Origin of the sequence: Wujia chipingensis (assembly GCF_014337155.1) — a bacterium.
GTDB classification, from domain to species: Bacteria; Bacillota; Clostridia; order Lachnospirales; family Lachnospiraceae; genus Coprococcus_C; species Coprococcus_C hominis.
Map to the genome: position 1 here is coordinate 1,975,271 of NZ_CP060632.1, position 19,304 is coordinate 1,994,574.

General features: G+C 37.7%; 19 protein-coding genes. 3 read left to right on the forward strand and 16 right to left on the reverse strand.

The annotated features are described in order from the left end of the window. Window positions 1-52 precede the first annotated feature (52 nt). The 7 genes from H9Q76_RS09225 to H9Q76_RS09255 form a co-directional block, all read right to left on the reverse strand. Complete coding sequence (locus H9Q76_RS09225) at window positions 53-718, reverse strand: HD domain-containing protein (RefSeq protein WP_249320990.1); 666 nt, start codon at window positions 716-718, stop codon at window positions 53-55. Between the two features lie 94 nt (window positions 719-812). Beyond that, window positions 813-2,192: a PhoH family protein gene (locus H9Q76_RS09230; RefSeq protein WP_249320991.1), complete on the reverse strand. Its 1,380-nt coding sequence runs from the start codon at window positions 2,190-2,192 to the stop codon at window positions 813-815. 95 nt (window positions 2,193-2,287) lie between these two features. After that, entirely contained in the window at window positions 2,288-2,785 is a 498-nt protein-coding gene (locus tag H9Q76_RS09235) for a low molecular weight protein-tyrosine-phosphatase (protein WP_249320992.1), read from the reverse strand. Window positions 2,786-2,959: 174 nt separating this feature from the next. Beyond that, the gene (locus tag H9Q76_RS09240) at window positions 2,960-4,285 is read right to left on the reverse strand and encodes a nucleotide-binding domain-containing protein (protein WP_118544802.1); all 1,326 of its coding nucleotides are present in this window, start codon (window positions 4,283-4,285) and stop codon (window positions 2,960-2,962) included. Then, window positions 4,286-4,849, reverse strand: a complete 564-nt coding sequence (locus tag H9Q76_RS09245; protein ID WP_118544801.1) for an SLATT domain-containing protein — start codon at window positions 4,847-4,849, stop codon at window positions 4,286-4,288. 111 nt (window positions 4,850-4,960) lie between these two features. Further along, window positions 4,961-6,241 (reverse strand): site-specific integrase, encoded by a 1,281-nt coding sequence (locus H9Q76_RS09250; protein ID WP_118544800.1) that lies wholly within the window; start codon window positions 6,239-6,241, stop codon window positions 4,961-4,963. Continuing rightward, window positions 6,241-6,450 carry a MerR family transcriptional regulator gene (locus H9Q76_RS09255; RefSeq protein WP_118544799.1) on the reverse strand — a complete coding sequence of 70 codons (210 nt, stop codon included), beginning with the start codon at window positions 6,448-6,450 and terminating at the stop codon, window positions 6,241-6,243. The genes H9Q76_RS09250 and H9Q76_RS09255 overlap by 1 nt, the downstream gene beginning before the upstream one ends. Before the next feature lie 135 nt (window positions 6,451-6,585). On the opposite strand from H9Q76_RS09255, the gene H9Q76_RS09260 reads away from it, so the two are divergent. Then, on the forward strand, window positions 6,586-6,903 hold the full coding sequence (locus H9Q76_RS09260; protein ID WP_243029022.1) for a helix-turn-helix domain-containing protein: 318 nt from the start codon (window positions 6,586-6,588) through the stop codon (window positions 6,901-6,903). Between the two features lie 44 nt (window positions 6,904-6,947). Here the strand turns inward: H9Q76_RS09260 and H9Q76_RS09265 are convergent, their stop codons facing one another. Then, the gene (locus H9Q76_RS09265; RefSeq protein WP_243029016.1) at window positions 6,948-7,427 is read right to left on the reverse strand and encodes a hypothetical protein; all 480 of its coding nucleotides are present in this window, start codon (window positions 7,425-7,427) and stop codon (window positions 6,948-6,950) included. Window positions 7,428-7,481: 54 nt separating this feature from the next. Beyond that, entirely contained in the window at window positions 7,482-7,613 is a 132-nt protein-coding gene (locus H9Q76_RS13785) for a hypothetical protein (protein WP_279219074.1), read from the reverse strand. 399 nt (window positions 7,614-8,012) lie between these two features. Between H9Q76_RS13785 and H9Q76_RS09270 the strand changes: the two genes are divergently transcribed. Both H9Q76_RS09270 and H9Q76_RS09275 read left to right on the forward strand, forming a co-directional pair. After that, window positions 8,013-8,843: a MamI family restriction endonuclease gene (locus H9Q76_RS09270; protein WP_249320993.1), complete on the forward strand. Its 831-nt coding sequence runs from the start codon at window positions 8,013-8,015 to the stop codon at window positions 8,841-8,843. 12 nt (window positions 8,844-8,855) lie between these two features. Further along, window positions 8,856-9,476: a MamI family restriction endonuclease gene (locus H9Q76_RS09275; protein WP_118544796.1), complete on the forward strand. Its 621-nt coding sequence runs from the start codon at window positions 8,856-8,858 to the stop codon at window positions 9,474-9,476. Between the two features lie 36 nt (window positions 9,477-9,512). Here H9Q76_RS09275 and H9Q76_RS09280 read toward each other — a convergent pair whose 3' ends face one another. From H9Q76_RS09280 to H9Q76_RS09310, 7 genes are all read right to left on the reverse strand, one after another. Beyond that, window positions 9,513-11,555 carry an N-6 DNA methylase gene (locus H9Q76_RS09280; RefSeq protein WP_188331978.1) on the reverse strand — a complete coding sequence of 681 codons (2,043 nt, stop codon included), beginning with the start codon at window positions 11,553-11,555 and terminating at the stop codon, window positions 9,513-9,515. Between the two features lie 654 nt (window positions 11,556-12,209). Beyond that, window positions 12,210-12,533 carry a hypothetical protein gene (locus H9Q76_RS09285; RefSeq protein ID WP_249320994.1) on the reverse strand — a complete coding sequence of 108 codons (324 nt, stop codon included), beginning with the start codon at window positions 12,531-12,533 and terminating at the stop codon, window positions 12,210-12,212. Window positions 12,534-12,571: 38 nt separating this feature from the next. Further along, complete coding sequence (locus H9Q76_RS09290; protein WP_118544793.1) at window positions 12,572-13,732, reverse strand: hypothetical protein; 1,161 nt, start codon at window positions 13,730-13,732, stop codon at window positions 12,572-12,574. Window positions 13,733-13,840: 108 nt separating this feature from the next. Next, window positions 13,841-15,970 carry a phospholipase D family protein gene (locus H9Q76_RS09295; protein WP_118544792.1) on the reverse strand — a complete coding sequence of 710 codons (2,130 nt, stop codon included), beginning with the start codon at window positions 15,968-15,970 and terminating at the stop codon, window positions 13,841-13,843. A 100-nt stretch (window positions 15,971-16,070) separates the two neighbouring features. Next, window positions 16,071-16,913 (reverse strand): helix-turn-helix domain-containing protein, encoded by an 843-nt coding sequence (locus H9Q76_RS09300; protein ID WP_118544791.1) that lies wholly within the window; start codon window positions 16,911-16,913, stop codon window positions 16,071-16,073. A gap of 220 nt (window positions 16,914-17,133) precedes the next feature. Further along, on the reverse strand, window positions 17,134-18,417 hold the full coding sequence (locus tag H9Q76_RS09305; RefSeq protein ID WP_249320995.1) for an MFS transporter: 1,284 nt from the start codon (window positions 18,415-18,417) through the stop codon (window positions 17,134-17,136). 4 nt (window positions 18,418-18,421) lie between these two features. Further along, window positions 18,422-19,231, reverse strand: a complete 810-nt coding sequence (locus H9Q76_RS09310) for a zinc dependent phospholipase C family protein (protein ID WP_249320996.1) — start codon at window positions 19,229-19,231, stop codon at window positions 18,422-18,424. Between the last annotated feature and the right edge of the window lie 73 nt (window positions 19,232-19,304).

A 19,304-nucleotide genomic window follows, 5' to 3' on the forward strand; every position in this document is an offset into this window, starting at 1 on the left:
TTACAATTATTGTAATTATAGCATTTTTCTACAGGAATATCCACAGAAGATTTTACAGTACCTTACTGCCATTGGCGGTCAGCTTAAATTTCGCTCCGAACAACTCCGCCCCGTGCCGGCACATCTGCATGCGTCCAAGGAAAATATCGAAATACTCATACATCGTACAGATCTTCTCGTCAATTTTGAGTTCCAATGCAATCTGGCGTTTCTCCCGGTTGATCTTCAGGTTCGCTTCCGTGACTGCGTAATTCACACAATCGTGAATATCGTAGGTCGACTTATCACGCGAGCGCACACGGCTTCTGCGGACATCCGTCTTATCCGCTATAATCATCGCCGCTGACACAATATCCACGGCACCTCCGGTTGACTCGTCGTGATGCCCAATCGCCGAAACAATGGTTGCACGATCTGTAAACGGCATATCCATCCGCCGCAGGATATCATTTGCAAGGAGCGCGCCATACTCGGCATGGTGTTCACGATTGACTGCATTTCCGATATCATGCATGTATCCGGCAATCTTCGCAAGTTTGATTTCCGCGTCAGCATGTCCGAACTTCTCCAGCAGATATGCTGCCCGCTCAGCCACCAGCGTGCAATGTGTCTTCGAATGCTCCGTATAGCCAAGCGTGGCTAAATTCGCATCGCCCTTTTTGATAAATTCGTTTATCTCTTTGTTCTTGATGATGTCTTTGTATAATATCTGTGCCATTTTCTAAACCCTTCTTCTGTAATATGTAAATAGTTCCGGCAGGATCTGCCACATACAAATATATTGCATATATGACGCAATGTCCGTAGATCTTCTACAACCGTTTCACCGCATCCATTGCAAGTACCGACCGCTCGCATTCTTCCGCCGATAATGTGAGCTGCGCACAATACGGACTTCCCTGCATGTATTTCGCCGCATAACTTAGTCCATTCGTCCGTTCATCGAGAAACGGCCGGTCAATCTGACAAGGATCTCCAAGCAATATGATCTTTGTGCCTTTTCCTGCCCGCGTGATGATGCCTCGCACCTGATTCGGCGTCATGTTCTGCGCTTCATCAATAATCAAATAGGTCTTCGCAATCGAACGTCCACGGATAAAATTCAGCGCCTCTGTCTGAATGATTCCCCGCTCGAAGATCTCCTGAATCTTATCTGCCAATGCCTTCTCATCCGCATATCGTTCCTCTTCATCCGAATCAAGAATCTGCTCCAAGTTATCAATCACCGGACGCATCAACGGTGCAATCTTCTCCTGCTCACTTCCCGGCAGAAATCCAATCTCATCGTCAAACTGTGCATTCGGCCGGCAAACGATGATCCGCCGGTATTCCCCGGTCGGATTGTTGAACACCTTTTCTAACCCAACCGCCAGAGAGTAAAATGTCTTTGCCGTACCTGCCATTCCTTTGATGATCACAAGCGGAATCTCGTCCGCCGATGCCATCAATGCCTCCTGCATGAAGTACTGCCCAACATTTCTCGGCTTGATGCCATACGGGTATGATTTCTTATAGGATAATGGATAGATTTTATCAGCATGCACCTTGCCGAGAATCGTTTTCTTATTCGACTGGTCCGGGGTTAAAATCACGAATTCATGCTCGATAAAGTCCGGTTGTATGCGATTTCCTTCCGCATCTGTCTGATACACCTCATTGCAGGGGATTCCGTGTTTCTTGAATTCCTTTACCTTATCCTCCGGGATATACGCATCCGTCCTGCCTGTATATTGCCGGTCATCCACCGTAATCTGTTCCGTCGTGAAATCCTCTGCCCGCACGCCAAGCATCTGCGCCTTGATCCGGAGCACCAGATCCTTCGTAACCAGAATCACCTGTGACTTCTTGCCCAAATCCTGTGACAATCCCTTACAGACCTTCAAGATCCGGTTATCTGCTTTATCTTCCGGCATATCCTCCGGAAGCTCCACCGCCTTGTAATTCTTCTCGATGCGGAGCGTTCCTCCATCCGGCAGCGTCACGCCCTGTAACAGATCTCCCTGATTCCGGTACTGCTCCAGCATGCGCACGACTTTTCTCGCATTGGAACCTTTCTCACCGTCCGCTTTCTTCAATCCATCGAGTTCTTCTACCACAACAAGCGGAAGCACCACATCATTCTCTTCAAAGCATAAGAATGCATGTGGTGCCTGAATCAGGATATTCGTATCTATCACATATGTTTTCTTCATGTAAAAACCCCCATTTATTATGATTTCTATTTCATAATAAACAGGGGTTGTTAAATATGTTATCTCGCATATGTTAAATACACGTAAATGCTGTTTTACTTATGCAGTTGTTGTCTATCTTTGATGTAGGCAAGTAAGCCCTTGCAACCTACCAGAACATCCTCAAATGTCTGGTCAAAATCACCGGTATACCACGGATCAGCCACATCACGTGCTTCGCTCAGTTTATGCGTCTTCTCATAGTCCGCAAACGCCAGCATCTTATAAATCTTCCCTTCCACATCGCTGCCACCGGCAATCCGCGTCATATTCCGGATATTCGCACCATCCATTCCAATCAAATAATCATAGTATGTATAATCCGCCCGCGTCATCTGTCTTGCCCGATGTGGAATCAACGGAATCTGCTCCTGTTGTAATTTTCTCCTTGTCCCATGGTGTGGCGGATTCCCAATTTCCTCCGTACTCGTCGCCGCAGAATCAATCTCGAAATAGGAATCGAGATGGGACTGGCGGGCGAGGTGGGTGAATACGCTTTGAGCCATGGTGGAACGACAGATGTTGCCGTGGCAGATGAATAGTATTTTTATCATAGTTTTGTTTCTCCTTGTTTTGCCCCGGAATGCCCTGTTTTGCAAGGGGGTCTGGGATTATGGTAAAATGCTCTGCAATTACAGATTGTGGCAAATCAGAGCAGAATTGAGCTAGTTATCACTACCTGTTAGTAGTAAAATTGGTAGTAAAAGAGAAACGTTTACTACTAAGGACTATATTTTTCCTATTGGCACTTCAATTCTATCCCTAGCAACACATATATTGTTTTTAACCAAATAACATTCAACATAGTGTTCCCCTTCGAACTCTGTGCCTTCTTTGTGATGCATTCCACTCCCTTTAACAATATTTCCTCTCACCATATTACGGCTAACAGCCTCTGCTCCAACATTTCTAATTTTCCAATATACATCATATGGTTGGGGGCAATCTGTATCTGCTATAAAAAAATCCAATTTTTTGTTTTTCCTCAACGGAGTCAAATTATCTCCAAGATACTTTCGCAATAGAAATGGTCTCCAACCATCTTGAGTGACATTACAGTCAATATCAACATCATACCTAATATCAACATCAAATTTCTCATCAATGAATTCTTCCGTTGTAGCGCCTCGTTCATAATAATGCTTCGCTATAACATACCGCGCATTTTTTTCTGTTTTTCCTTCCGCTTTAGGGAATGAGTTCCCCAATACTTGTCTCAAAACTTTATTTGCATTATCCGATTCAATTGTAAGGTCTTTAATTTTGTTATATGCTTTCTTTGCCTTACTAATAAACTTTCCCTTGTCGGAATTATACACACACTGATTGCTTCCCATTGCATACCAATAGCTTCTGTCTTTATCTTGATTCTTTAGGTTCTCAAATAATGATTGCAATATTTCCAAATAATTCTTTTCTGAATCATCCACAAAACACCCGTTTTCATTAAAAAAATCAAATACTAGAGTATCAATTAACAGTCCTCCCATTTTAACACCTATATGATTTTTCCAACTCCTAATAATATGACAAAAATCATAATACTTTCCGTCTGACTCATTTTCACATTCAGCACAGGCACTTTGCTCACTTAAAGGATCTGTATACTTCCACGAACCACCATCATGTGTGTCTGGATACTTAAACCTATCATCAGCCTGTTTAAATCCAGGAACAAGTTCAACAGTATATTTATTGAAAGCAATAACAACTACCTGCCCATCTCCACGAATATCGGTATTAGGATATTTTTCTTTAAGCACATTCTTTACATCTTGTATAAGTGCAGACTGTCCATGATCAGAATAAGCATTATATTTGCTGTAAATACTAGTAGGTAAATCAAACAAAATATCCAAATCACTATTTCCACTAATTGCAGTCTTTCTTCCAACTGATCCTACTATATACATATGCAATTCATTCTCGGAATCTAAATCGTAATAACTCTTGTTAAGTTTTTTTGCAATTTCTCCGGCGGTCTTTTTCATATCTGCCAGATTATCCAGCAAGATGTTACTACAAAATGTTTCAAAATCATTTAATAATCCCAATTACTCTTCAACCTCCCCTCTGAGTGCCGGAGGTAAGAAATTATCTATTTCTTCCTCCGTATATGTATACTCCTTATCAACCTTAAGTGCTTCTGTTGCTCTATCAACTGCCTTTTGCGTCGTTGATGGTGCAGAAACATATAGTTCATTCAATTCATCCATGATTGAAATATATTCTGTATTAATCTCAGCAATATTACGTTTTTTCATATGAAGGTCACAAATAATATGCAACAATCGATTTCGTATAATTAAAAATTTATTAGCATATTCCTTGTTGTGTTTTTCCATTTCCTTTATATCAAAACTCTTGAAATATGCAGTAATTGTGATTGTAATAAAAGAAAGAACTGCAGCTATTATTTTAGCCCAAATATTATCGCAAAATATAGTACTAACGATTCCACAAGATGTTGCTGAAGCCGCCAAAATATTAGCTGTTTCTAATTTCGCATATTGTTCATGATAAATATCTGCTTGTTTCTCTTGTATCTTATGTGTCCATACTACACTTGCATAATTTTGACGTACTTCATCTAATAGTAATTGATAATCATTGTTCATTATGTATCCCTCCAATACAATATTAATCCAAATTATATTATATCTCTATAGCTAACTTTTTTCCACAAAAAAACGCCCCAGCCTAAGCCAGAGCGTCATCCCTCTTCCATATTAAACTACCTTAAACATTTTCTGCGACATCGGTTTCTCTTTCTTCTGTTCAACTTCTGCCTTCGCCTTCCTAAACTCTTCCATCCGCTTCAATTCTTCCTCAGCATCATCGAATCCGATATGCGTGTACACATTCATTGTGACCGATATATCCGAATGCCCCATGAGGTACTGTAACGTCTTAGGATTCATTCCTGATTTTGCCATATTCGAGCAATAGGTGTGTCGGCATACATGAGGCGTAATGTTTGGCATCTGCACCCGGTAAATGTCATTGTATCTGCCGACCATATGGTTGAAGCGGTGCTGCCAGTGCATTGCAACAAGTGGCATTCCATTATCATCGTAAAACAGGAATCCACTATATCCATCTATGGATTTCTCCACTTTCGGTGCATTTCTATCCTCAATAATTGCCTGAAACATCTGTGCCACATCCTCTGTAATCGGCAATACTCTTGTTCCTGCATCCGTCTTTGTAGTTTCTATGATGTATCGCATATCTGATGTTCTCTGCAACTGATGATTGACATTCACGGTTCTGTTCTCCAAATCAATATCCTTCAGCGTCAGACCACAAAACTCCGATATTCGCATTCCTGTATGAAATAGTATGTACACTACTTCATAGTATTTACAGTACACCGCATCGTCATGCACAAACTTTAGGAATTTTCTCATCTGGTCTTTTGTGATTGCCTCTCTTGTGACTGCGTCATTTACCAATACTCCGGCAAGCTGAAATCCAAATGGATTTTTTACCAGTATGTCATCATCCACCGCCATCTGAAAGGCTGGTCGCAGAACTCCTCTGATGGTATGAATGGAACTGTAGCTTTTCCTATCTTCCTGCTGCAACTTTATAAGAAACAGCTTTGCATCGGAAGTTTTCACACTTCGTATCGTCTTTTTGCCAAATGCTTCCTTCGCAAGTAATCTCTGCACTGTAACATATCCCTGTTTCGTGCTTTGCCTTACTCCGGTCTTTGTCTTCAAATATCGGTCTACCAGTTCACATACTGTCATCTGTCCGTCTACGATATTTACAAGCAAATCCAAATCTGTGTTTACCTGTTTTTCCAACTCACGAAGGGAAAGGCATGGCTTTTTTCCCTTTGGAAGTTTGTCCGTAGGCTCCAGTTTCCAACTGTATACAAAATGTGGTTTTCCATCAATATGATACTTATATTGATATTTTCCGTCTGCTCTTACGCTTTCTCCCGGTCTGAGGACTCTACGTTTGGAATCCCGCCTTGTCTGACCTCTTCCTGCCTTTGCCATTATATCCGCCTCCTTAGTTCTGGATGGTTACACAGATACCTTTCAAAGGCTACACGGAGAATCAGCTTGCGTTCTCTGTAGTATGCCAGAAAATCTTCTCCATCCGTACTATTCAATAAATCATAAAATTTTCTCCGGCTCAAAACAAAATATTCAATTGCCTCAGAAGGATTTAAAATATCCTTTTCTGCTAAACTTGGTCTTGCCATAAAATCACATTCCTTCCTGCCAAAAGTGGCTGTTTTTCAAGGGTTTTCGGGGTCATCCTATGTTCGCTCTTATGCCCTGTATATACTCAGGTTTCCCTCGCAGAAACCCTTGGCGTTTCCAAGGGAACTGTTGCTATGTGGGAGACTGGTAAACGTACCCCGGATTTTGAAACCTTAATCAGACTTTCTGATTTATTTGATGTGCGTACGGATTATATACTTGGGAAATCCAATGATTCATCATCAGCCAAATTGTCAGATGATATAGAACAGTTGGAACGCTGGGAACTGGAATCTGTTTATACTGATCTTATGAAATTGTATATTTTTCTTGATTCCTTCGGACAGAAAGATGTTGAAAATCTTATCAAATCCGAAGCACAACGTTGCAAAGAACAAAATACTCTACAGGATGTTTCTAATATGGCAGTGCAGATTACTATAAAAAAATAAAGAATGAGGGTATTGACTGCTGCATGAGTCAATACCCTCATTCTTTATTTTACACTTCTGAATGCTGAATTTCCCGTAAGATTTCTAAGCAGAATCTTTCTCGCTGCCTTATACTCTTTCCCTATAAATCCAAGTCTAAGCAGAAAACAGCGGAAAGCGTATTTGTCATTATCCGTTTCGGTCGGCTTTGATGAAACTCTTTTTGCATCTCTTGCCATATCACACAACCTTGAAACAAATTGCGTATAGGCTTCAATCTCATCGCCATCTGCTGTGTACGGGAACCATGTGAAGTTTATTTTTTCTTCAGTAATCTCTATTTCTGTGTTGTCCGTCCGAAATGCACGTTGAAAAAGTGTCTGCTTATTTGCTAGAATCTTCTGTAAATTTTCCAACGCCGTATCCGTAAGGCTTTCTCTCGGAATTGCTATTGTCAGTTTCTCCTGCTGCACTGACACTTTTTCGGTTACTTCCGCATCGTTTTGAAACCCACACTCTCGTAACTGCCGAATCAGATCTTCCACCGTTTCTTCCTCTGTTCTCTCCGGAATATGCAGTACACCCTATTTGTCCAGTCGTTATCCTGCAATATCATATGCACAGCTTGGTACCCGTTCATAATGCGGTGCTGTTCCAAGTATGTTTCCGATCTCCTGTACCAGTTTCGGTCTCTGCTTTAATTCCAGTGTAAATCTGATTTCATTCTTCATAATATGTAACCGCCTTTCTTTATTCGGTAGTACATATATCACTCTGATGACACAGAATAGCAAGACAATTCGAATTATATTTCTGCCAAAATGTACGCAGAAAAACTGTGCTTTTTATGTTGTTTTTACACATTTTTTCTGCGTATTTCGATACTATCCGGCAAAACAAAATCGGCTTTAGCGATGATATTCAGCGGATATTTTCACATAAACTGACTTTTGTGGGTATCCCCCCTGTTTAATTCTGCGAAAATTCGCACGAAGGGGGCCATCGGTCTTCAGGGAGAAGAGGCGTAGAGATTTGGATATCCCTCCCAATGTCAGCTGATAATTTTACGATATATATTTTTTCTACACTTTTTGGTATAATAATAAAAATACAAACTAGGAGGCTGATCTATGAACGAACGGATAAAAAAATATTGTGAACTACTCTCAAGTTTGATTACTCCAAATACCAAACCTGAAGATGTTAATGAGCAATTAACTGCCGCAACCAATACTATCGAAATTGATACTGTCGACATTTCTGATAGAGTAATAATTTCCAATTATGCATTAAAACTACTTTCTAAAGAACAACGTATGCAACTCGCCAAATCGCTTATTGAAGAGCAGGTAATTAAACAACGTAACTTATTGGCTCATTGGAGCGCCATAACGGCTCAATCCTCTATGATTGATACGGGATACATTGCACAACATTTAGTTTCCCTTCAAACCCAAATCGCTGGTCAAGGTATGCGCGGAAAAGGTGATGATCTTTGTGATGGCTCTGAAGTTAAGAGTGCAAATTTTCTTGACTCTCTCGACAAGAATGGGGCAACTGCACCAAGATGGAATTTTATGGCAAATACTGTTGATATCATGGAAAGGTTCTTAAATTACACTGCTATTTATTTACTCTCCATCGATTATAGTCCTGAACATAATTGCCGTATTAGAATATGGAAAGTAAATATTCAAAAACATACTATTTTACAAGAACGTTATAAAGAATGGATGACCAAACTTGGATATCCGAAATTTGCTGATACAACGAAAAAACCTAGCGTTAATTTTCAGTTGTTCCCGCCAAATTCTGGCACAAATGAAAATTATGCTAGACATGGAAACGGAAGGGCTAATGGCTTTACAAAGTTACATATTCCATTAGAAGATACCCCCGGATCAGAATTAATTTTCAAAGCCGAGGTTGTCAACAATGAAGTAATCATTACAAAATTCTAAGGAGGACTTACAATGGATGATGTTATAAATTTATTAAACATGCACCATCGATTTTTCTTTTATGCAAAAAAATATGCTGATTTAACAAAGCAACCTACGCCAGAAGATTCTAGAGCTTGGTCCCAAATCTTAGTTAGTCTTATAACTGGTATTAATGGGCTTGGGAGGCGTAAGGGAAGCGATTTATCCGATGGTTCAGATGTAAAATCTGCAAATGTTTGGGGAGCTATTGATTTTCCTCGCTTTAATGGGTGTATAAAATCAGGAACTCAAAGCATAAATTCAAATAGTGTACATTTTTTGAATAACACTCCTAATCTATATTTTGTTTTATGGGACTATGAACCAATTTCCCAACATGAGCGTACCCGTATTTGGGTAGTACAGCCCCAACACGACAGACTCTTCAGAGAAATAAGTCTGTCATGGTATAGTCAAAAAGAAAGCGGATTTATACGAAGTGCTAATTTTCAATTGCATGCACCAATTAACAATAATTCTAACATTTTTACAAACAGATGCGGTTCACTGCAATATCCTCTCTTATTTGATGCCGTGTGGAATGGAGAAACATATGAAATCAAGTACTATAATCCTGATGCAATCACTAATGGGTATTGCATGAATATCTAAGAAGAAAGCTGACAGTTCTAAACTGCCAGCTTTCTTCTATGCTAACTCCGATAAATACTTTTGCTGTTCAGAAATAATATTTTCTCCCTGATATATTTCATTAATTGCCATCTTTATTTTTTCCCCTAATTCCCTACATATCTTCTTTTTATCATCAGCTACGGGTACTGGAAGTAATATTTCTCCTAACTGTTCACGTTTTATTCTACTATGTGATGAAGATGTACCCGATGTCATACTTTCTATTTGAACCATTACATTACTTGTTTTTAGTAAGAAACAAAGCATGTAAGCATCTATATCTCCTGTAGGCTTTATTATTTCAAATTCATTAGAACATACTAAATCATACTTCTTTTCTGGAACAACTGCCATTCTTGGAATTCTGGGATTCAATTTAGAAAAAATCAAATCACCCGGCTCAACTTTTCTCCCCTTTGAAACCGGAACAAAATGCTCAACCTCATTAAAATTGATTGTACTATTAGAATTAACATGCAATACACTTATATGTTTGACTGATTCTGAAACCATAAATCCTTTCCGAGATGTTGTTACAAATTCCGCTACGTCCGACAGCCTTTTTATTACATATCCATCGCTAATGCTTTTCATAATATTTTCCACTGTCACAAATCGCTCTGCAGCATAAAAACTTGGTTTAATAACATTTTCCGTCAAATCCAAAGGCGTAATTTGAGTCACCGACGGCTTTTGCAAAATAATTCTTTTATCTGTACGATTTTCTATCAATGCCTTTGCTATGTCTAGCATTTCATTTTTACCTTTTGAAATTTTTACGGGTACTCCCATTTTTTCTTTAACAATATACCCCAAATCTTCACACAATGCCATAAATATCCTATCTTCATTTACTGCTTTTTTCTTTTGCAAATAAAGAATGCATGTATTTGTTCTTGTCCCTGCTTGAGCAAATGTGACCGATGGAAGTTCAATGACACCTCTTATATAAACATGCTTTAACAATGCATCTCTATAAAGTGAATTGGTTCCCTTTGATGCAAAAACAGAATCCGGCAGAACGATAGCCAAATAACCATTTTCTTTTAACAAAGCAATACTTTTATCAAGCATAAGCAACTCTGAATCTACGCTATTAGCAGATATCTCCATTGAATTTAAAATTGGATATTCGCATAAATTCAACTGATTGACTTCATATTCTGCACCAAATGGTGGATTAGTAAAAATCAAATCCACTTTGCCCAGATAATCATTTATGTTGCTATTACCTACAATACTATTTCCACTATTTATATTAGAAATATTACACCCTAATAAAAGTGCATTTATTTTAGATAAGCGCACCATTCTGTCAACTTTATCTTGCCCAATCATACCTTTATTTCTAAACCGCTCGATATATTTATTTCTATTATTACAATTAATTTTTTTCTTCTCTAAATAACGTGTAAAGTGATTTGCGCTTTCAATTAACAGCGTGCCGACTCCACATGTTGGATCCATGATTGTAAAATCACCCAGAATCTCCTCTGTAAAGTATCCATCATTTTCCATATCATTAAATATAATATCCAACACCGGTTCCGATATCTCATATGGAGTCATATATTGAGCATCCTCTTTATTATTTCTGAAATTTTCTCTTACAAAATGTCCAAAACATTCATTAATAATATCAAAATCCGAATATTTATGATTTTTAAGCAAGTGAATAAAATCAATCTTTTCTATCTCACTAATAAGTTTCTCTGCAAATTCATTTTCCGTTGGTTGCAAAACAAGTGATGGATTTGAACCAAATATATTTGTACCATCCTCATTGAAAAACATTGAATTTGAAGCCTCTTTTTCAAAAACATTAATTAAGCCAGCAGCCACATTTTTCTCATCACCAGTAACTTGTTTTGCAACTTTTCTAATATATGCTAATGAAAACTTTTGTCCTTTAGTAGCCATTTCATAATTAATCGATATCATTTTAACAATTTCATCCAATTTTGCATTTGAATCATCGATTCTTCCATAACTATGAAAATATTCACGTAAATTGAGCAATATCTCATAAAACATAGAATAGCTAACGCCATTATTCATGTAAATCCACCTCCTAAAATTATGTGAGTATCTTATCATAAAAAAAGCAAAAAATCAAGATACGTATCTTGTTTTAAGATACATATCTCGATTTTCATATTTTAATTAATAAAGCCTATCTTTAATCTATAAAATCTGGGGCTCATGCCTCAGCTCAATCCCAAATATCAAAACATGTCAAAAAACTCTCTTATACTCAGTATATTCCTCCCCCCTAATGAACATGCAATATTTATTATTTTTTAAATTATCACTATTGAAAGATCTACTACATTGCCTGTAAGTAGTCCCTTACTACTAAGGATTTCTCCCCACACCTTTGCCTTTATCCCGATTCCTCCCATGAGCCTTAGTAGTCGAAACCGTAGTAATTCCAAGGCTTTCCGCCATATATTGCCCTGTGTTGCCCCAGTCTGCAAAGATATGCATTATCATAAAACTGGAGTGCCGTGGCAGACGAAAAGTACTTTTATCATTGTTTTGTTTCTCCTTGTTTTTCTTGTGGATGTTCTGTTTTGCTAAGATTTTTTGGTGTTTTGTGGTTGTTTAGGTTTTACTCCGTAATTACATATTGTGGCAAATCAGAGCAGAATTGAGTAAGTTTTTACTACCTGTTAGTAGTAAAGTTGGTAGTAAAACCAAACTGGTTACTACTTAAGATTTTTTTCTAATAGTCAATTCATTACCATTTACATTCGCAACAAATTCATGTTCAGCTACAAATTTCACACCTTTATCAGCCATATATTTCCTTACCATTTCATAATAATCATCAATCTCGACAGAATCTGTTATGGATTTTAATACTTTCCCAACCAATGTAAGCATAACATTTCCTTTATTATATTCCTCAATAACATCTAACTTATCTCCAATGTATATAAATATTTTGTCACTAGAAAAGCCTTTCGATATATAACCTCCGATAGATTCAAATCGAATAACTCCCAATGTTTTTAATTCAATCCTAATTTTCACAAGCTGCTTTTTTAATTTCTGTAAACGAATGCACTGTTTCAATTGCATACCTTAGATAAAATTTGAAATTCTAACTGTTTTCTCATTTCAGAAAAATTTATATTTTTAATTTTCTTTTCTCTTAAATAATCATTATTATATGCATTATCTAATAACTCTTGTTTTTTACATACATTTTCAATATTTATTTGATGAATTATATATATTTTATTATCCATTATAACGACTGCTTTTGCTGGATTAATTTGCATTACATCTATAAGTCCTTTATCAGCTGTACCAAAATACGATAAAATAATTTCATCTTTTTTATTTAAGTTATCATATAACATAATTTGTTCTATCAATCTTATATGATATAAATCCCATGTAACATTTAAAATATTTTTTATTACATCCTCGTTATTTTTTATTTTCTTAAAAGCTCTATTAGTTCGATAATCATCAAGGATATATAAAGATAAAACAACAATTTCCTTTTCTGAATAACAATTTATTTCATTTAAACAGTATTCTATAAATTTTTCTACTTTTTTATTTTTTTCTTGCTCTTTATCAAATGTTTTTATAAGGTAAGCCTTCATAACACAACAGCATAAAATGTCATACTGTCTTATTTGATCATCTATTTGTTCCAATGATTTGTCATAAAGCTCTTTTACCCTTTTGTAATCACATTCACTTAAATTTATATCTTCAATATTTTTATTTACATACATTATATTATCTAGTTTTACATACGATTGTATCATTTCAGCAAAAATATTTAAATCAATATTTGTTTTTACTCTCTCCATTAATGCTGTTGTTACTCCTATTTGAAACTTTTCTCTTTTCAAATAATTTAGATACTCAATAAAATCATCAATATCAATATTAATTTTACGTCCTATCATCAATTTGTTTATGTAAGTTAAAATATTTAAATCTAGATCTATAGTCTTTCCAACTTTAATAAATTTATCATTTAATCCCAAAATCCAAGTTTGAGTATAATCTCCTATTCCCCAAATCCAACATGAGCCTATTTTCTTATTACTAAAAGATTCCCCAAAATTTGAACACTTTTGATCAAACAGAATAATCCTACAGTCCTTTAATAACTTTTCAAAAGATTCATAAATCATTTCTTTTTGTTGTAAATTTGGTGCCTGCATAATTCCCATTATTGCACATCTTTTCATCTTACTCATTTCCATATTTTATTTTCCTCCCTACAAATTTATTAAATTATTAATAAACATTACTTTTCAATGTAATTATATGTTAATAAGTATATATTCTTATTTTTCTCTATTAAATTCTGATTATTTTCCACCTATCCTCTTTCTTCTCATTCTTTCCAACCACGAAACATTCTTCACTCCAATCCAATCACAGAATGCCTCCGCCTTCAACACCACATACATGCCTGCCTCCTCAACCAGAATATCCTGACGCAGATAATTCATGTAGACCTGAACATCCTTAACTCCAGTTGTCATATCTTTCAAATTGAGAGTAAATGTAGCCTCCTTTTCCCCTTTTTTAGGTGAATACACAAACCGATCCTTTGTCTGCTGATAAAGCGTTTTCCACATATTTTTTCCTCTATACTCATAGTCCCGGTATAACTGATTTGGAAAACACTTAGGTATTTCCATTTCCGATATAATAAAATATTCCCGGAAAATCTTTCTGACTATGCCGAGATAATCTGCCGAATCATCTCCAAACAAGTTTGAATTTGTTTTTATCAATTCGCCCATTTTGGAACAGAAATCCCGAAATAGAATATTGCTTGCGTTTGCCATTACATCTTCATAATAGGCATTTGCCTCCGATTTGTATTTCTCATTAAAACATGCATCTACTTTCAGAAAATAAATTCGTCTGGCTACCTGCGCTGGAATACTGAAACCGCCTGTATTCGTCGTACAAATCATAACTGGATGCTTGGAATCTAATGTATTGGATAAATACTTTATAAGTTCCTCTCCTTTGTTGGTAGATTTGCTATTGAAAAATGCTGGCGGAACTTCATCAACCAGTAACGGATATGTGTTATCTGTCATAAACAATTCTCCAACCGTATCCCGTTTTTCTATCTGTTTGTATTGTATATAATGCTGTTCCACAAGCAATTGTCGGCCACTCAGAATACGATCAATATAAGCAAGCAGATTTGATTTACCAGAAGCAGCTCTTCCTCCAATCACAAGCATAATGGGTATGTCCGATTTACTGCCAGTATTTTCCTGACGCAGCTTAAATATATATGTCGAAGCAAATGCGTACATAATTGCCTCTAGTATTCGCGAAAGGTTTTCATCCCCATCTTCTGTATCAGATACAAAGTTCTTATATGCCATCAAAAATTGCATAAGATTCTCCATTGAAGACCTGATTTCCTCTTGTGTAGCCTTTCTATCAAATACTTCTGGTGCCCTTGCCTCAGTGCAATCATCCTTCTTGGGAAAAATTATATATTGTTTCTTATCTGTATCATTGAATGTAAGTGAGAAGCGTTGCATGTTCATCTCTGTTTTTGTATGACGGAATAATATATCTATAATCTTTCCTTTCGACGATTCAAGTTCCTGTGCGCTTTTAATCGTATAATTTCCGTTCTTATCACCTCGTTTTTTCTTACCCGCTGCAACAATTACCTCAAATGTGGCTTTCGTCTCTGTAATCTCTTTTTCATTTTCAGACTGTGCTTCCTGAACACACTTCAGAATGGTTTCATTACATACGGGCACAATATTCTCTTTCTTCAATATCTCTATGATTTCTTCCGTTCGTTCCTCTGGCGTAAAATCAACCATGGAAATCAATTTTCCCTCTTTATATTTGTTTATAACCTCTCCCGGTACATAATCTTCGGTAATACTGTATATATGTTGAAATCTTTTTTTATATATATCAAACATCAAATTATTGTCAAATACCATTATATCTTCATATTGATGTACAGCGTTGTTGAACGCTGTATTCGTCAGATTCGCGGAACCAAATATCAAACGGTTCTCGCCACTTTCTGAATTTGATAATAAATATAATTTTGAATGTATAATATACTCTGTTTTAGAATATCGAACCTCCAAGCTTCTTTCAATCAGCTTGTCCTTCCCTGTATCTGGTAACTCTTCAAAAAACTTTGTTCCCTCCTGCATAACCCGTGCATTTATGCTTTCCGCAATCGCCTTTCTTACATCCGCCTTTTCTATGCCAATAATAATCTTCACATTTTTGAACTTATCGATTGCTCTGCTTAAAAAACTGGCAGACGATACATATGTCACACACAGTAACTGATCATATTTTTCAGCGTCAAACAATTCGTCCCATGCAACATCTTTACATTCTCCATCCATTACAACACAGGTTGTATTTGTAACCGGATCTTTATTCAGATTATCAACAAAACTAAACATATCCATCTGTTCCATACCCATTTATTCCTCCTTATTTTTATAACCCTACATACTAACATTCCTATTTAAGCACATCTACTGGGCATAAAACAGGACTCGCGACAAAAATGCTACATATAATCTATTTTTTCTCCACATTGATCATATATTTTTTCGCTTCTTCATCAGCATATCCCGCCAATGCATATTTATTTATCACAAAAACAAGTTTTTCTGCCTCCTCTTTTTTCCCTTCCAACATTAATCTGCTATATTCTGCCTTTAAGTTGTTATAAGCTATTCTGGCACTTTCTACAGCCTCTTTTCTCTGTTCCTCTTTCCACTGTCGTCGAACAAAAAATTCATCCAAAACTCTTTCCTTCGCTTGGTACGAAAGAAGCATTAAATCCGATAAATCCTCTCGAAATCCCCAAATTTTCTCATACAAATCCTCTGACAATTCCTTCAGTTCAATAGCCCTATCAAGTTCTTCTTCCGATTTGATTTTTCCTATCCCATTTAATAACTCCTCAACTAAATGATACGCCCTTTCATATGCCTTCTGTTCTCCCAATGCCCCGGCTTCCATATACAAAGCAACAGCCCTTCTTTTATCTATTGCCTCTTCTGCCTCTGCTTTCGACAATGTAAGATCTATCACTACACCAATAAGAACCTTTACATCTACAAATTTCAAGATGTCCTCATTTCCATGTAACATTCCACTGATAAGTTTGACTATTTCCTTACTATTATCTATTGCATCATAAGTTTCATTTTTGGAAAAATCATACCGAACAAGCTGATCCAATGATACATCAAAAAATTGAGCCATACTATCTATTTGTTCAATACTCGGTTTTGTCTCACCCGTTTCCCATTTTGCAACAGTTCCTCTACTACTTTCACCAATTTTCTCAGCAAATTTCTCCTGAGATAATCCTTTCCTCTTTCTTAAAATGCTAATATTTTTACTTAAAAACATATTGTGACCTCCTATCTGTTCTTTTGATGATCATATTTTACTTTCTTTTCCGTACTCTTTCGATACATAATCGCGAACTTTTTGTTCTTTTAACGTACATTTTATACATTTTTATATATAATATACATACATCAAAATGCATATACCTTCCCTAATTATAAAAAGAGCCGATCCCTCGACTCTCTAAACTTCCCTACAAAATATTCTCTTCCTCTCCCCCTCAAGACACCCCATCTTCCCCAAATCTCATCCTCACTTTCTTTCCTTCTCCCTTTTCTTCCGCGGTCGCCATCCGGAACACAATCATTCCGAGTACAAAGAACACGGATATCGCGCCTACTCCGATATTCACCTTGCCGGTCACCTGCGAGATCAGGCTGATTACGGTTGTTCCAAGGAAGGATGCACCTTTTCCGCATATATCCATCAGACCAAAATATTCGCCGGATTTTTCCGGCGGTATGATCTTGGCGAAATACGACCGGGATAACGCCTGAATTCCGCCCTGGAATATGCCAACCAGAATCGCCAGAACCCAGAACTGCCACTGCTCCCTCAGGAAGATAGCGAATATGGCAATGCCAAGATATGCTCCAATACAGATTGTGATGAGTCGTTCTGTTTTATAACAATTGGCTAACTTGCCGAATATGATTGCAAAAGGGAATGCTACGATCTGTGTGACAAGCAGTGCCAGAAGCAGTTTCGTACTGTCAAATCCGAGCGCGGTTCCATAGGCGGTTGCCATATCAATGATCGTGTAGACGCCATCGATGTAGAAGAAAAATGCCAGCAGGAACAGGAAGATTTTCTTCTCGTTTCTCACATTTTTCAAAGTGACGCCCAGACGTTTGAAGCTGTTCCGAATCGCCCGCGGCTTCCGTTCCACGTAATGTTTCTGCTTGTAGATCTTAAGAAGCGGAATTGTCGCGCCAATCCACCAGACCGCAACAATCGCAAATGAAATCATCATCGCAAGCTCCATACTGATTCCGATCTTCCCTGCACCGAGCACGATTCCCAGGCATAAAACAAATGGCACACAGCTTCCGATATAGCCCCAGGCATATCCCTGTGAAGATACGTTATCCATCCGTTCTTCGGTTGTGACATCGCCAAGCATCGAATCATAGAAGATCAGGCTCCCGGAGAATCCCGTCTTCGCAATAATATAAATGATCAGAAAGACCATCCATTGTCTGGCGAATCCAAGTGCCAGACAGCCGATTCCTCCGATCAGCATCGTTGCGGTAAAGATTGGTTTCTTCAGTCCCTTCGTATCTGCCAACGTTCCGAATACCGGTCCGAGCAATGCTACGATGATCGTTGCAGCAGAAGTCGCATACCCCCAATACGCAAGATAATCGACTGAAGAGAGTCCTGCATTTCCTGCCAGATAGTTAAAATAGATCGGCATGATTGTTGAGACAAGCAGCACAAACGCAGAATTTCCCACGTCGTATAATACCCAGTTTCTTTCAGCCTTTGTCATTTTCGTTTTCACGTTGCTACGCCTCCTTCTCTTTGCCGCTAAATGTATAGTTATAGAGCGTATTTAACGCCTCTTCTTTTGCCATATACTTTCCATACGCATCAATCAGCATAACTGCCCGGCTCTTGGCCACAGCGTACAACTGATGCAGCTTCGCTGTGCTGTCCTCACATGCCGGATTTGCTTCAAAATTTACCAGCAATCCATGCATTTCTTTGTAATTTCCGGACAGACGGAGTATGGCATAGATCAGCATTCTTTTTAATCTGGAAGGTGCGAGCAGTAAATGATTATTCTGAATCATTCCCTTCAACGCTTTTTTAACCTGCTTTGGTTCTGCCCCTTGGAAGAATGGTGCAATCACGCTGGCATTTTCCATGGATGGGACGATATGCTTCGTCAGGTCTTGTCGAACCGGGTCTTTCCCATCTTCGATCATTAAGCTCCGGTCAAACTCTACTTCTATTTCTGTATGAGACACGCCACTTTGCGCAATCTTCTCATCGATATATCCGTGGCAGGTGGAATCCAAGGCAAAATGGCAGATGAATCCATAGATATAGGCAAGTGCCGCTTCCTTATCAGATGCCTTCTCTATGATTTCAGCCGCCTTCCCGAAGAAATATTTTCCGGAACGTTCGTGCAGTCCATACCCGATTGCATTGACCGGGTTCGTCACCAACGGATGATAGTAAAACAAGATATCCGGTCCGTGCAGACCTATATCGTAAAGCTGTTTATGTTTCATAATGATATCGTGGGCAGGGACAGAAACCTGTTTGATTACTTCCTGTCCCATCCGGTAATGTGCATATGTAGATGGCATATTCTTTTCCTCGCTTTGAATATATTGCTTTCTCAAATTTCTGTTCTATTATAAAATTGAAATTTGCCACTCT